The sequence below is a fragment of the Actinocrinis sp. genome, assembly GCF_035605935.1.
In the GTDB taxonomy this organism is placed as follows: Bacteria; Actinomycetota; Actinomycetes; order Streptomycetales; family Catenulisporaceae; genus Actinocrinis.
Map to the genome: position 1 here is coordinate 1 of NZ_DATNGK010000017.1, position 14810 is coordinate 14810.

General features: G+C 68.6%; 12 protein-coding genes. 4 read left to right on the top strand and 8 right to left on the bottom strand.

From position 1 onward, the window contains the following. On the top strand, nucleotides 1-828 hold an 828-nt coding region (locus tag VN779_RS01410; RefSeq protein ID WP_325719331.1), incomplete at its 5' end, for a cellulose binding domain-containing protein. Between the two features lie 75 nt (nucleotides 829-903). Here the strand turns inward: VN779_RS01410 and VN779_RS01415 are convergent. The 7 genes from VN779_RS01415 to VN779_RS01445 all read right to left on the bottom strand — a co-directional run bounded on the left by VN779_RS01415 (nucleotide 904) and on the right by VN779_RS01445 (nucleotide 9433). Beyond that, complete coding sequence (locus tag VN779_RS01415) at nucleotides 904-1686, bottom strand: 3-oxoacyl-ACP reductase (protein WP_325719333.1); 783 nt, start codon at nucleotides 1684-1686, stop codon at nucleotides 904-906. A gap of 36 nt (nucleotides 1687-1722) precedes the next feature. Next, nucleotides 1723-3120, bottom strand: a complete 1398-nt coding sequence (locus tag VN779_RS01420; protein ID WP_325719335.1) for an aldehyde dehydrogenase family protein — start codon at nucleotides 3118-3120, stop codon at nucleotides 1723-1725. Further along, a complete protein-coding gene (locus VN779_RS01425) occupies nucleotides 3117-3875 on the bottom strand; it encodes a gamma-glutamyl-gamma-aminobutyrate hydrolase family protein (protein WP_325719336.1) in 759 nt (252 codons plus the stop codon). Before VN779_RS01425 ends, VN779_RS01420 begins: the two co-directional genes overlap by 4 nt. Beyond that, nucleotides 3872-5239, bottom strand: a complete 1368-nt coding sequence (locus VN779_RS01430) for a glutamine synthetase family protein (protein ID WP_325719338.1) — start codon at nucleotides 5237-5239, stop codon at nucleotides 3872-3874. Before VN779_RS01430 ends, VN779_RS01425 begins: the two co-directional genes overlap by 4 nt. Nucleotides 5240-5241: 2 nt before the next feature. After that, entirely contained in the window at nucleotides 5242-6792 is a 1551-nt protein-coding gene (locus VN779_RS01435; protein WP_325719340.1) for an amino acid permease, read from the bottom strand. Nucleotides 6793-6978: 186 nt separating this feature from the next. Next, nucleotides 6979-7710 carry a FadR/GntR family transcriptional regulator gene (locus VN779_RS01440; protein WP_325719342.1) on the bottom strand — a complete coding sequence of 244 codons (732 nt, stop codon included), beginning with the start codon at nucleotides 7708-7710 and terminating at the stop codon, nucleotides 6979-6981. A 340-nt stretch (nucleotides 7711-8050) separates the two neighbouring features. Then, entirely contained in the window at nucleotides 8051-9433 is a 1383-nt protein-coding gene (locus VN779_RS01445) for a cellulose binding domain-containing protein (RefSeq protein ID WP_325719345.1), read from the bottom strand. A gap of 522 nt (nucleotides 9434-9955) precedes the next feature. Here VN779_RS01445 and VN779_RS01450 point away from each other — a divergent pair. The 3 genes from VN779_RS01450 to VN779_RS01460 all read left to right on the top strand — a co-directional run bounded on the left by VN779_RS01450 (nucleotide 9956) and on the right by VN779_RS01460 (nucleotide 14007). Then, complete coding sequence (locus VN779_RS01450; RefSeq protein ID WP_325719347.1) at nucleotides 9956-11239, top strand: glycoside hydrolase family 6 protein; 1284 nt, start codon at nucleotides 9956-9958, stop codon at nucleotides 11237-11239. Between the two features lie 59 nt (nucleotides 11240-11298). Next, nucleotides 11299-12315 (top strand): LacI family DNA-binding transcriptional regulator, encoded by a 1017-nt coding sequence (locus tag VN779_RS01455; RefSeq protein ID WP_325719349.1) that lies wholly within the window; start codon nucleotides 11299-11301, stop codon nucleotides 12313-12315. Nucleotides 12316-12612: 297 nt separating this feature from the next. After that, a complete protein-coding gene (locus VN779_RS01460) occupies nucleotides 12613-14007 on the top strand; it encodes a ricin-type beta-trefoil lectin domain protein (protein ID WP_325719351.1) in 1395 nt (464 codons plus the stop codon). Nucleotides 14008-14099: 92 nt separating this feature from the next. Here VN779_RS01460 and VN779_RS01465 read toward each other — a convergent pair. Continuing rightward, a partial coding sequence (locus VN779_RS01465) for an RICIN domain-containing protein (RefSeq protein WP_325719352.1) occupies nucleotides 14100-14810 on the bottom strand: 711 nt, incomplete at its 5' end.

A 14810-nucleotide genomic window follows, 5' to 3' on the forward strand; every position in this document is an offset into this window, starting at 1 on the left:
GTGCAGGCCAAACCCCTGGCCAACGGCGACGTCGCCGTCGCCCTGTTCAACGAAAACAGCAACACCGCCACCATCACCACCAGCGCCTCGGCCATCGGCAAAACCGGCTCCTCCAGCTACACCCTCACCAACCTGTGGACCGGCGCCACCTCCACCACCACCAGCACGATCAGCGCCTCGGTCCCCGGCCACGGCACCGTCATGTACCGCGTGGCCAACGCCAGCGGCACGGGCAACAACACGGTCACCGTGACGAACCCGGGCAGCCAGTCGGGAACGCTCGGGACCGCGGTCACGCCCGTCCAGATCCACGCGACGGATTCGGCGTCCGGTCAAACGCTCACATACACGGCCAGCGGCCTGCCGTCAGGGCTGTCGATTTCGCCCTCGGGTCTCATCTCGGGGACGGCGACCGCAGCGGGCACATCAACTGTGACGGTGACCGCGACGGACTCGACCGGAGCATCGGGTTCTGTCTCGTTCAACTGGACAATCGGCACGGGATCCACCGGCGGCGGGACCTGTCAGGTCTCGTACGTGAAGAACGAATGGGCCGGCGGGTTCACCGCGAACGTGACCGTCACCAACACCGGCACCACCGCCATCAACGGCTGGACCCTGAAATTCTCCTTCGCCGGCGACCAGAAGGTCACCAACGCCTGGAACGCCACCGTCACCCAATCCGGCACCGCAGTCACCGCGACGAACGTGAGCTACAACGCCACGATCGCACCCAGCGGCAATGTCCAGTTCGGCTTCCAGGGCACCTGGACGTCCAACGACACCACCCCCACCGCGTTCACCGTGAACGGCACCGCGTGCAGCTAACCGTCATAACAGTGTTCTGATTGCGGAAGGGCGTGTGCCCCCGCTTCTCACAGCGGGGGCACACGCTTCGGAGGTCTAGAGCGGGGTGACGTAGGCGCCGCTGATTCCGCCGTCGACGACGAAGGTAGAGGCGGTGATGAACGACGCGTCGTCGCTGCCGAGGAACGCGACCGCGGCCGCGATCTCCTCGGGTTGGGCGAAGCGGCCGACCGGGATGTGCACCAGCCGCCGCGCCGCCCGCTCCGGATCCTTCGCGAACAGCTCGCGCAGCAGCGGGGTGTCGACCGGCCCCGGGCACAGCGCATTGACCCGGACGCCCTGCCTTGCGAACTGCACGCCCAGCTCCCGGGAGAGCGCCAGCACCGCTCCCTTCGACGCCGTGTACGAGATCTGCGACGTCGCCGCGCCCATCAACGCGACAAAGGAGGCCGTGTTGACGATCGAGCCCTTACGCCCGTCTGCCTCGTGCTGGCGCAGCATGTGCGGGATCGCGGCCTTGCAGCACAGGTAGACCGAAGTGAGGTTGACCTCCTGCACCCGGCGCCAGGCCTCGATGCCGGTGTCCAGGATCGAGTCGTCGTCGGGGGGCGAGATGCCCGCGTTGTTGAAGGCGAGATCGAGCGAGCCGTAGGTGTCCACGGCGGCCTGGAACAGCGCCTCGACCTGCGTCTGATCGGTGACGTCGGTGGCCATGAACAGGCCGCCCACCTCGGCGGCAGCGCTCTGACCCGCATCCTTGTCGACGTCCGCGACGACGACCCGCGCGCCCTCGGCCGCCAGCCGCCGCACCGTGGCCAGCCCGATGCCGCCAGCGCCACCGGTGACCACCGCGACCTTGCCGCTGTACCGCTCCACCATCGCTTTTGTCCCTTTGCTCGGATCGACTCGGTTGCTTCAGTTCGTCGCGATGAAGACGTTTTTCGTCTCCGTGAACGCGTCGAGCGCGTCCGGGCCCAACTCCCGGCCCAGGCCCGACTGCTTGTAGCCGCCGAACGGGGTCCAGTAGCGCACCGAGGAGTGCGAGTTGACCGACAGGTTCCCGGCCTCGACCGCGCGCGCCACCCGCAGCGCCCGGCCGACGTCGCGGGTCCAGATCGATCCGGACAACCCGTACGGGCTGTCGTTCGCGATGCGCACCGCGTCGGCTTCGTCCTCGAACGGTACGACCGCGACTACGGGCCCGAAGATCTCCTCGGTAAACGCTGGCGCGTCCGGAGCGACGGGGGCGAGAACCGTGGGCGGGAACCAGAATCCCGGCCCGTCCGGCGCGGTGCCACGGAAGGCGACCGGCGTCGTCTCGGTGACGTAGGAGGCGACCCGCTCCCGGTGCCCCGCCGAGATCAGCGGCCCCATGTCGGCGCCTTCCTCGGCCGGATCCCCGACACGCACTCCCGCGACCGCCGGTTCGAGCAGTTCGAGGAAGCGTTCGTACACGCAGCGCTGGACCAGGATGCGCGAGCGTGCGCAGCAGTCCTGGCCGGCGTTGTCGAACACCGCGTACGGCGCGGTGGCCGCGGCCTTCTCCAGGTCGCAGTCCTCGAAGACGATGTTCGCGCTCTTGCCACCGAGTTCCAGGGTCACCGGGATGATCCGGCGGGCGCACTGCTGCGCGATCCGCCGGCCGACCTCGGTGGAGCCGGTGAAGACGATCTTCGCGACATCGGGATGTTCAACCAGATGCGCCCCAGCCACCGCACCTTGACCGGGGAGCACCTGGAAGACGTCCGGCGGCAGCCCAGCCTCTAACCCGAGTTCGGCCAGGCGCAGCGCGGTAAGCGGGGTGAGCTCGGCGGGCTTGAGCAGCACCGTGTTGCCGGCGGCCAGCGCCGGGGCCAGGCCCCAGGAGGCGATCGGCATCGGGAAGTTCCACGGTGCGATCACGCCGACCACGCCGAGCGGTTCCTTGAAGGTGAGGTCCACGCCGCCGGGCACCGGGATCTGGCGACCGAACAGCCGCTCTGGCGCCCCGGCGTAGTAATCGAGCACGTCGCGCGCGTTGCCCGCCTCCCAGCGCGCGTTGCCGATCGTGTGCCCGGCGTTGGCGACTTCCAACTGGGCGAGGTGTTCGAGGTCTTCATCGACGCGCTGGGCGAAGCGGCGCAACAGCCGGGCTCGGTCGCCTGGAGCCAGGTCCCGCCATGCCGGGAATGCGCGTCGGGCTCGGGCGACCGCGGCATCCACGTCTTGCGGGCTGGACGCGGGCACCTTCGCGATGACCTGCTCCGTCGCCGGGTTGACCACTTCATGCTCTGTCGACTCGTGCATGGTCATCTCAGGTACCGCAGAGCTCATACCCGCTCCTCCTCGCTCGCGCCGACTCGGGCGGCCGCGATCAGCGCGTCGAACAGCCGCCGGTCGTTGTCCTGCTCCGGATGCCACTGCACGCCGACGACGAAATCGCGGCCGGTCAGCTGCACCGCCTCGACGGTTCCGTCCAGCGCTCGGGCAGTGACGATCAGGCCATTGCCAAGCTTGTCAACTGCCTGATGATGGTAGCAGGGTACGCAGATACGGCCGCCCAGCAGGCTGCCGGGAAGCGCCCCGGGCTCCAGGGCGATCTCGGTCGGACCGAATTGGGCCGGCGCCGGACGGTGGCCCGCGTGCCCGATCTGCTCGGGAAGGTGCTGGTGCAGCGTTCCGCCGCGGGCGACGTTCAGCAGCTGCGCGCCGCGGCAGATCCCGAGTACCGGTATGTCCCGCTCCAGCGCGGCCTCGAGGAGCGCCAACTCCCAGGCGTCGCGCTCGGGACGGACCTCAGTCGTCGTCGGCCGTGTCCGCGCACCGTACCTCGGCGGGTCGATATCCGGACCGCCGGCAAGCACGAGTGCATCCAGCGGCGCGATGGTCGCCGCCGCGGCCCGCGGCGATCGCGGTCCGCCGAGCGGTGGCAGCAGCACCGGCACGCCGCCCGCGTACGCGACCTGGTCCACGTAGGCGTACGGCAGCACGGCCGCGTCCTGCCGCCACACGCCCCAGGCCGCGACCTCCCGATAGGCGCTGATGCCGATCAGCGGCCCGCCGCCGTCGCCCGTTCGCCGCGCACTCACAGCCGCTCGAACCCCCGGTAGCGTTCCCAGTCGGTAACCGCGGCCTCGAAGGATTCGATCTCGATGCGCGCCGCGTTGAGATAGTGCGCCACGACCTTGTCGCCGAAGGCGTTGCGAGCGAGTTCGCTCTCTGCGAAGCACGCGGCCGCCTGGCGCAGCGAGGACGGGACGCGTTCGCGTTGCGCCGCGTACGCGTCGCCGATGAACTCGGTCTCCAGTGGCAACTCCCGGTCGATTCCGTCCAGGCCCGCAGCGATCATGCCGGCGATGGCGAGGTACGGGTTGACGTCGCCGCCGGGTACCCGGTTCTCCACGCGCAACGAGGCGCCGTGCCCGACGACCCGCAGGGCGCAGGTGCGGTTGTCGCGGCCCCAGGCGACCGCGGTGGGCGCGAAGCTGCCGGCGACGTATCGCTTATAGGAGTTGATGTTCGGCGCGTAGAGCAGCGTCAGTTCCCTGATCGCGGCCTGCTGCCCGGCGAGATAGTGCTCCATCAGCGGCGAGAACCCGTGTGCGCCGTCGCCGGCCAGCACCGCGGCGTCGCCATCGGCGGCGCGCAGGCTCAGGTGGATGTGGCAGGAGTTGCCTTCACGCTGGTCGAACTTCGGCATGAAGGTCAGGCTGCATCCCTGCTGCGCCGCGATGGCCTTCGCGCCGGTCTTGTAGAGCACATGGTTGTCGCACGTCGTCATCGCCTCCGCGTAGCGGAACGCGATCTCGTGCTGACCGAGGTTGCACTCCCCCTTTGCGGACTCGACATACATTCCGGCGCCGGTCATACCCGTGCGGATCGCCCGCAGCAGCGGCTCGATGCGCGCGGTGCCGAGCATCGAGTAGTCCACGTTGTACTGGTTGCCGGGGGTCAGGTTGCGGTAGCCCTTGTCCCAGGCCTGCTCATACGTGTCCTGAAACACGATGAACTCCAGCTCGGTGCCGGCGTAAGCGGTCAGGCCGCGCTCGGCCAGCCGGTCCAGCTGCGCGCGCAGCACCTGCCGGGGAGAGGCGGCGACCGGCTCGCCGCTCTCCCACAGCACGTCCGCCTGCACCGCCGCCGTGCCCGGCTGCCAGGGCAGCAGGCGCAGCGTCGAGAAGTCGGGGCGCAGCACGAAGTCGCCGTATCCGGTCTCCCAGGACGACAGTTCGTACCCTGCGACGGTGTTCATCTCCACGTCCACGGCGAGCAGGTAGCTGCACGCCTCGGCGCCGTGCGCGGCGATCTCGTCGAGGAAGAACTCGGTGGACAGCCGCTTGCCTTGTAAGCGCCCTTGCATGTCGGTCAGGGACAGCTCGACGGTGTCCACGGTTCCGGCCGCGGCCAGCGCGCGCAGCTCGTCGAGGGTCAGCATTCCCGGTCGCGCAGCCATGCTCAGATGGCCTCCAGTTCCGCCTCGATGGCCGCCAGTTCTTCAGCGGTGCCCTGTACTTTCGGTCCGGTGAACCAGCGCCGCGCCGACACCAGCCACCAGATCCCGGCGAAGCCGAGCACCGCGGCGACCGCGACGACGGTGTAGTTGAAGTTCGCGCCGGTGATCGGCGAGAGCGTCGGCAGCATGAACAGGATGGTGATCACGCCGACCCAGCCCACGGCGATGATGCCGATCGGCCGGGACCAGCGGCCCAGGTGCCAGGGTCCGCGCTCAAAGGCCTCGCCCATCCGCAGCCGCAGGAAGGTCGGGATCACATAGGCGATGTAGAGCCCGATGACGGCGATGGAGGTGACCGCGGCGTATGCGGTCGCGTTCCATAGATAGGGAAGGCCGAGCAGGAACGCGCCGACCGCCGCGAGCCACACCGCGTTGGTGGGCGTGCGGGTGCGCTTGCTGATCTGGTGCCAGAAGGTGGAGCCGGGCAGCGCGCCGTCGCGGGAGAAGGCGTAGATCATCCGCGAGTTCGCGGTGACCGAGGCCATACCGCAGAACAGCTGCGCGCCGATGGCGATCAGCAGTAGCAGCTTGCCGCCGGTGGCGCCGACCGCGTCGATGAAGATCTGCGCGGGCGGCACGCCGGTGGCCGAGCCGGCTTCGTTGGCATAGTTCTGGATGGCGAAGGTGATGCCGATCAGCAGCACCCAACCGGCGACGAGCGAGACCACGATCGACATGATGATTCCGCGCGGGCCGCTGACGGCCGCGTTCTTGGTCTCCTCGGTCATGTGCGCCGAGGCGTCGTAACCGGTGAATGTGTATTGCGCGAGCAGCAGGCCGAGCAGGGCGACGTAGATCCCTGAGGTCCAGCCGGTGTTGTTGACGAAGTGCCCGAACACGAACGAGGCGGACTGGTGGTGGGAGGGCGCGATGGCCAGGACGCCGACGATGATCAGCACGCCGAGTAGGTGCCACCACACGCTGACCTGGTTGAGGATGGCGACCAGCCGCACGTTGAAGGTGTTGAGCAGTCCGTGCAGCAGCAGCACCCCCGCGAAGACCGCGATCGTGTGCCCTGGCGTCGCGGCGAAGTTCCACTGCAGGTTGGCGAAGGCGGTGATGAACAGCGCCCCGCCGAAGTCGATGCCCGCGGTGACCGCGACCTGGCCGAGGAAGTTGAACCAGCCGGTGAACCAGGACCAGGCGGCGGCGTTGCGCCCGGCGAGTTTCGCGGACCAGTAGTACAGGCCGCCGGCGGTGGGGAAGCTGGAGCAGACCTCGGCCATGGCCAGGCCGACCAGCAGCGTCATCAGCCCGACGATCGGCCAGCCCCACACGATCATGACCGGGCCACCGGTGTTCATGCCGAAGCCGTAGAGGGTCAGGCAGCCGCTGAGGATCGAGATGATGGTGAAGGAGACGGCGAAATTGGAGAACCCGGACATACTGCGAGAAAGCTCTTGGGCGTAGCCGAGCTGATGCAGCCGTTGCTCGTCCGCCGTGCGTTCGGTCGGCGGCGGCGGTACGTCGGTAGAAGGGGTGTCTAGAGGCATGCGCGACTCCCGGGGGCGGGCGGTACGGGATCGGGCGGCACATAAATGGACGAGCGATCGTCCTTTTATGGGTCCTAGTGTGGTGCGATCCGGCGCGCTGTCAAGAGCAGCCTCGATCCGAGGTGTATCAACCCGAGTACTGACGGCCCAAGCAGTGCAGTCCAAGCAGTGCCAGTCCAAGCAGCGTCAGTCGAGGAAGCCACGCAGCAGTACCTCGGTGCCCTCAAGGTGTTCCGCCATCGCGCGGCGCGCCGCCTCGGGGTCGCCGCCGAGGATGGCCGCCGCGATCCGCTCATGCTGTATCGCCGTGTGCTTGAGATTGACGGTGAGCATCGGAATCGAGTCCAGCAGTGCGTTGATACGCAACCTGGCCTCGGCCACCGCCGCGGCCAGAGCGCTGGATCCGGACAGCTCGGCTACCGCGAGATGGAAGCGGGTGTCGGCGAGCCGGTAGTCCGGCAGGTCGGCCGTCTCCGCCGCGGCCAGCCGCTCGGTGAGAAGTCGCCGCTGCGCGGGTTCCAGTGCGCGTCCGGCCGCCGCCTCGGCAGCGCCGGTCTCCACCGCGCGGCGGAAGATCAGCGTGTCCTCAAGCCCGCCGGGCAACTCGGCCAGCGCGTCACGCAGCCCGGTGGTCTCAGTCGGTGCGGGCACTTTGAGCACGTACGTGCCGCCGGATCGGCCGCGCCGGCTCTCCACGATCCCTTCGGCGGCCAGGGCCCGGATCGCCTCGCGCAGCGTGTCCCGGCTGACGTTGAGCGTGCCGGCGAGTTCGCGTTCCGGTGGCAACCGGTGCCCCGGCGGCACCGCGCCGAGCTTCACCGCGCGCAGCAGTTGCTCAACGGTCTCCTCGAAGGCGTTGCCCGCGCGCACCGGCCGGAACGCTGCGAAACCGCCCGCGCGCCCGTTGGACGCAGTCACCGGCGACCGCCCCTCTCACAAGGTCTGTTCCTCGTCCATTGTCGCGGCCCGCACGACCGGTGTCCACGCGACCCGCACGCGGCGGCGTCCGCGCTCCTTGACCTATCCACATCAAAGCACGAGGAAGGCCGCCCGCCCGGACGACGAGATCCGGGCAGGCGGCCTTATTGGGTAAGGGCTCGCCGAGAAATAAATGGCGTGTCCACACCCTGGTCATCACCGCTGAGCGCACCGGCGTCGAGGCCGAGTACGCCCGGTACGAGGCCTCAACCCCGGCACACTCAGCTGCGTGCCCAGCGCGCGGCCACGCAACATTTATTTCTCGGCGAGCCCTAAGCCGTCAGCTCGCTGTGCAGCTCAGCGTGGGTGACGGATTGCTGCCTGAGTAGGTGCCCTGGAAACCGAACGAGGTGTTGCCGCCGGGTGCGATGGAGCCGTTGTAGCTCGCATTCGTGACGGTCTCGCTCGAGCCGCTGTGGCTCTCCGTGGCGTTCCACGCGTTGGTGATCTGCTGGTTGCCGCCCCAGGTCCAGGTGACCTTCCAGCCGTGGGTGGCCGCGGTCCCGCTGTTGGTCACCGTGACGTTGGCGGTGAACCCGTTGCTCCACTGGTTGCTCACGGCGTAGGTCGCGGTGCATCCGCTGCCGCCACCACCGCCGCTGCCCGCGGCCGTTGTCGCGGTCACTCCGGACGATTGCGACGAGACGTTGCCGGCCGCATCGTACGCAGCGACTGTGTACATGTAGCGCGTCGAGGGCGACAGGCCGCTGTCAGTGAACGAAGTCCCTGCGGTCGTCCCGACCTGCGTGCCGTTGCGGTACACGCGGTACCCGGCGACGCCCACGTTGTCCGTGGACGGCGACCAGGACAGCGAAGCCGAGGAGCTGGTCACGCCGGTGAGCGCGAGGTTGTTCGGGGTTGACGGCGGTGTGGTGTCCCCGCCGCCGCTGCTGCCGGTCGAGGTGCTGACCGAGAAGCTGTTGGTGCCCAGGCCCTGGCCGCCCTGCCAGATCTCGAAGCCCGCCTCGACGTCGATCAGGTAGTGGTTGGGGTTGATCGAGCCGCGCGACACCGCGTCGTTGAACATCGCCTTGAGGTCGAGGTTGGAGACCGAGGTGGCGCCCGGGTTCAGCACGTAGGAGATGATGTTCCAGGAGGTCTGCCGCCCGGTCCAGACGTTCCAGTTCATGCCGGCGATGTTCGCGCTGCCGGTCTGCGAGCCGAAGGGCTGTACCCCGCCGCGGCTGTTGATCCAGATCATCACCTCGGTGCCGTCCGGCTGGCCGCTGGTGGTGGGCGTGGAGTTGAACCAGATGTCGTAAGCGACGTCGTACGCGCCGGACGAGGGCTGGTTGGTGCTCCACGAGCTGGTGGCGCTGCCCAGCTTGCTCATCTGGATCGGCATCCCGCTGTTGCCGGTGCACAGGCCCCAATGGCAGCCCTTGAAGATGGACGGGTAGGTGGCCGGCGCGCCGCCGCTGGTGTTGAAGTTGGCGGTGCTCACCGACCAAGCGGTCCCGCCGGTGTAGGTGATGCACTGCTGCAGGCTGGAGTTCCACTCGTTGGCCTGGATCATGTAGTCCCCGGCCGAGATCGTGCCGGTGCCGGAGCAGGTGGTCGTGGCGGCCTGCGCGGCCGGTGCCACGGCTGCGGTGACCGCCGCCGCGACGGCGATCGCCAGCGCCGCGGCGAGTGCGCGCGGCCGCAGGAGTCTACGAGACATCCGTTGTCATCCCTTCGACAGGAGCATGAAAAGCACGCCTGTGACCGCTTCGGTCCGGCAGGCGATGGCTGGCGCATGATGGTTGATGGGATGTGCTGGTCGGCGTACACCGCATCGCAGGGCGAAGTTGCCAAGGCCGCGCCGGAAGCTCAAGAGCGGGGTGCGTTGGCGCCATCGGGGCTGTCCGGCGCCGTGGGTGGAACAGGGCAGCTCAGAGGGCTGCCGCGAGGCGATGTCGTCCGGCGCTACGAACTGTTGCGGTACGAAACTTACACAGAACGGCTGGCCGTTCGACTGCGGACTCAGAGGTTGATAGCCACAAGGAACTGGAAGCGCTTCCAGGCTCACAGCACCGTCCATTGCACCGACTCTTTACACCGGCACCGGCTATCGCTAAGGTCCGGCTGGAAGCGCTTCCGGCCCCGCACGGCCGGAACTGCCGGCCCTGCCCCGGACGACCCCCAGGAGTCCGGGGCAGGGTGCGGTGCAGACGGTCAGCGCCGCCCGAAAGGATGTGGAACCTTGAAGGTTCACGCGCTTAAACCCGCCCTCGCCATCGCCGCCGCGGCGCTGGCGCTGGGTTCCGCGTCGGCCGCCAGCGCCGCCACGCGAACCGCCGACCACACGCTCCCGTCAGACTCCCGGTTCTACGTCGAACCGAACAGCGACGCGGCGAAGCAGGCGGTTACCGATGTGAAGACCGGCGACCTGCGTGACGCACTGACGATGGCGAAACTGGCGAGTTGGCCGGAGGCGACCTGGTTCACCAGCGGCACGCCGAGCCAGGTCGCCCAGCAGGTCAGCGCCCTGATGCGTGGCGCCAGGCGCCAGGACTCCGTGCCGGTTCTGGTGGCTTACGACATCCCGCTGCGCGACTGCGGCCAGTACTCCAGCGGCGGCGCGACCTCTGACGCCGCCTATCGCCAGTGGATCGCGGCGTTCGCCGGCGCGATCGGCCAGGCGCGGGCCGTGGTCGTCCTCGAACCGGACGCGCTGGCCAATCTGCCGCAGGATTGCAGCCCGACCACCGATCCGACCGGCGCACTCACCGCGGCGCGTATGGCAGACCTCAGATACGCCGTCTCGGTGCTCAAAGCGCAGCCGCGCACCTCGGTCTATCTGGACGCCGGCAACAGTCAGTGGCACGCGGTCGGCGATATCGCACAGCGGTTGATCGACGCGGACGTCGCGGACACGCAGGGCTTCTCGCTCAACGTCTCGAACTATCAGCCCACTGACCAGTCCGACCACTACGGCACCTGGGTGGCCAAGTGCATCTGGTTCGCGACCGCGGGACCGAGCTGGGCGATCGGGCACGCGAGCTGGTGCGCGAGCCAGTACTACTCCCCCGCGGCGCCCAACGACGGGCTGCCCGGCGACGCGGTCTCGTCCACCGACCCGAGCACCTGGCACTGGACCGACGACTGGTTCACGCAGAACACCGCCGGCGCGCCGGCCGCGCAGCTGACCCACTTCGTCGTGGACACCAGCCGCAACGGTCTCGGCGCATGGACCCCGCCCGCCGGAACTTCGTACCCTGACTCGCAGACCTGGTGCAACCCGCCCGGTCGCGGGATGGGCGCCCGGCCGACCGCCGACACCGGCGTGCCGCTCGCCGATGCGTACCTCTACATCAAGACGGTCGGGCAATCGGACGGCAGTTGCACGCGAGGGACCGCGGGACCCGGCGACCCCGTTTACGGCGGCGCGGTCGACCCGGCTGCCGGGGTTTGGTGGCCGTCGCAGGCGCTGACACTCGCCGGCAACGCGGTGCCCACGCTTCGGTTCAACTTCGATCTAGGCTGAGCACCGCACCACTGCAACCCACCGCACAGTGCACGAGCACTGGAGAGGACCAACCCTTCGTGGAGACTCAACCGGCGCGCCGTCCGACCCTCGACGAGGTCGCCCTGCGCGCCGGCGTCTCCCGCTCGGCGGCTTCGCGCGCCATCAACAACGCCCGGCACGTGAGCAAGGCCACCCGCGAGGCCGTCGAGCATGCGATCCGGGAGCTGGGCTACGTACCCAATCCGACCGCGCGGGCCCTGGCCACCCAACAGGCCGCGGCGGTGATCCTCGCCGTGTCGCACGACGATCCGGGACTGTTCGCCGATCCGTTCTTCGGCCAGGTCATCGTCGGCGTGAGCGCGGCGCTGGAGACCACGGATCTGGTGCTGATGCTCGCGCTGGCCAGCTCGAGCCACGGCAGGGAGCGGGTGCAGCGGGTCCTGCGTTCGCGGCGAGCCGACGGCGTCATGCTTCTGGCACTGCGCGGGGACGATCCGCTCTACCGGCTGACCCAGCAACTCGGCCTGCCGGTAGTCGTCGGCGGCCGGCCCCTGCACGGGGAGCCGACCTGGTACGTAGACGCGGACAACCGCGGCGGCGCGCGTCTCGCCACCGAGCACCTCATCGCGACCGGCCACAGCCGCATCGCCACCATCACCGGTCAGCTCGACACCCGAGCCGGCGCCGACCGCCTGCGCGGATTCCAGGAGGCGATGGCCGTCGCAGGGCTCGACAACACCTGGATCGAGCACGGTGACTTCAGCGAGGAGAGCGGCGCGCAGGCGGCGGCCCGGCTGCTGTCCGCGCATCCGGATCTCGACGCGCTGTTCGCCGCGTCGGACAACATGGCGGCAGGCGCCATGCGCATGCTCAAGGCGCGCGGCCGCTCGGTACCGGCGGACATCGCCGTCGTAGGGTTCGATGATCTGCCCATCGCCCGCCACACCGATCCGCCGCTGACCTCCGTCAACCAGCCGATCCAGGCGCTGGGCCACGAGATGGCCAAGATGCTGATCAGCCTCATCAACGGCGAGCGGCCTAGCGCGCTGATCCTGCCCACGCGGCTGACCGTCCGCGAGTCCGCGCCGCTATAAGGCGACCGCTCAGGGGACTGATTCTTGTTCTGGGCACCGTCTCGCCGGGCCGCAGTGTGGAAGTTTCAGGATCAGTCAGACTCATCATCATTTTTCTGATCACATTCTTCCATACGGCCTTGACACGAGTAAGGGCCGAGAGTTACCTACTCCTCACGTTTTACCCATGGCCAGGTGCCGGACTGGCCACCGACAATCGGGCACGCCTTGACGCAACAATCCGGCTCATTTGGATTCTGCGCTCCCACAAAGTCGTACCCATTTGATACTGGCATCGGATGGAGAAGTGATCGCTGAATGCTGAGATCTAGACGGTTCTTCGGCCCTATCGCGGCCGCGGCCGCGCTCATCGTGGCCGCAGGTGGCCTGATCGCGACCAGCAGCCTCGATCGGGCCGCCGCGGCCTCGATCAACGCTCCGCTCGCGAGCACCGCCGGATGCGGGAAGGCCGCGACGCTGGCCAGCGGCACGCACACGATCCAAAGCAGCGGCCAGACCCGCAGCTACATCCTGCGCGTGCCGACCGGCTACGACAGCAACCACCCGTACCGGCTGGTCTTCGGATTCCACTGGGTCGGCGGCACCGCCAATGACGTGGACTCCGGCGGCACCGACGGATACAACTGGTCGTACTACGGCCTGCGCCGGCTGGCCGACGCCGCCGGCAACGGCACGATCTTCGTCGCGCCGCAGGGCAACAACAACGGCTGGGCCAACCCCGGCGGCCAAGACGTCACTTTCGTCGACGACATGCTCAACCAGCTCGAAGCAGGACTCTGCGTCGACACGACCCAGGTGTTCTCGTCAGGCTTCAGCTACGGCGGTGCCATGACCTACGCCCTGGCCTGCGCCCGGCCCACCGTCTTCCGGGCGGTCGCGGTCTACTCCGGGGCGAACCTGAGTGGATGCACGCCAGGCACCGGACCGGTCGCCTACATCGGACTGCACGGCATCCGTGACAACGTCCTGCCGATCGCCAACGGCCGCGCCCTGCGCGACACGTTCGTGCGGAACAACCACTGCACTCCGCAGAATCCGCCCGAACCCGCCTACGGCAGCCTCACCCACATCGTCACCGCTTACTCGGGATGCATGGCCGGCTACCCGGTCGTCTGGGCCGCCTTCGACGGGGCGGGCCATGACCCCGGCCCCATCGACGGCAGCACCGGCGACGGCTGGCACACCTGGACCTCCGGCGTCGTGTGGAACTTCTTCAGCCAGTTCCAGTCCGGCGGCTCCTCGTCGTCAGCCTCGGCCTCGGCTTCGGCCAGCGCGTCAGCCAGCGCCTCCTCTTCACCATCGAGCGGAGCCGGCCGGATCGTCGGCGCGGGTTCCGGCCGGTGCGTAGATGTGCCGGGTGGTTCGCAGACCGGCGGCACGCAAGTAGACCTGATGGACTGCAACGGGCAGGCCAGCCAGCAGTGGACGTACACCGCCGCGGGCGAGCTGCGAGTGTTCGGCAGCGACTGCCTCGACGCCAACGGCCAAGGCACCACTGCGGGCACGAAGGCGATCATCTGGGCCTGCAACGGCCAGCAGAACCAGCACTGGACCGTGAATTCCAACGGCACCATCACCGGCGCACAATCAGGGCTCTGCCTTGATGCCACCGGCGCGGGCACCGCGAACGGCACCCTGCTGGAGCTGTGGACCTGCAACGGCGGCAGCAACCAGAAGTGGACCGTCGGCTAGGCAGTAGGCACGACCCCACGCAAAAGGCCGGCGTCGCTACCCAGGATGAGAGTCCTGGGTAGCGACGCCGGCTTTGACTTTCAAGCGTCAGATCAACCGAGCGTCCATTGCTGGTTGCTGCCGCCGTTGCAGGACCAGAGTTCGACCAGAGCGCCGTTGGCAGTAGACGCGCCGGTGACATCGAGGCAGAGCCCTGATTGGACACCGGTGATCGTGCCGTTGGAGTTCAGGTTCCACTGCTGGTTGGTGCCGCCGTTGCACGACCAGATGATCGCCTTGGTGCCGTTCGTGGTGCCCTGGCCATTGGCGTCGAGGCAGAGCGTCTGACCGCCGACGGTGACGTTGAGCTGGCCGGACGCGGTGTACGACCAGGTCTGGTTCGCCTGGCCGTTGCAGGTCTGGATGTCCTGCTGGGTACCGCCGCTGGTCGAGGAGTTCGGGTCGTCGAGGCACTTGCCCGCACCCACCGCGTGCAGCGGACCGGTGCCGGGCGGGGGCGGCGGCGGGCCGCCGGCGCCGGCGGTGATCGCCAGGTTGTCGAACTGCGCGGTCTCGCCCTGGCTGGTGGCGTAGCCGGCCTGGCCGGAGCCGTAGGCGGAGTCGTTCGCCGTGCCGACCGTCTTGCCGTCGATGCCCGCGGTGATGGTGCTGCCGGAGAAGCCCAGCGACAGGGTGTGCCAGGCATTGGTGCCGAACGTCCCGGCGTTGCCGCTCGCGAGGGTCGAGTTGTTGTTGCCGGTGTCCGAGCGGATGATCGACCATGCACCGTTGTCGCTAACCCGCAGATGGTAGGCGTTAACTCC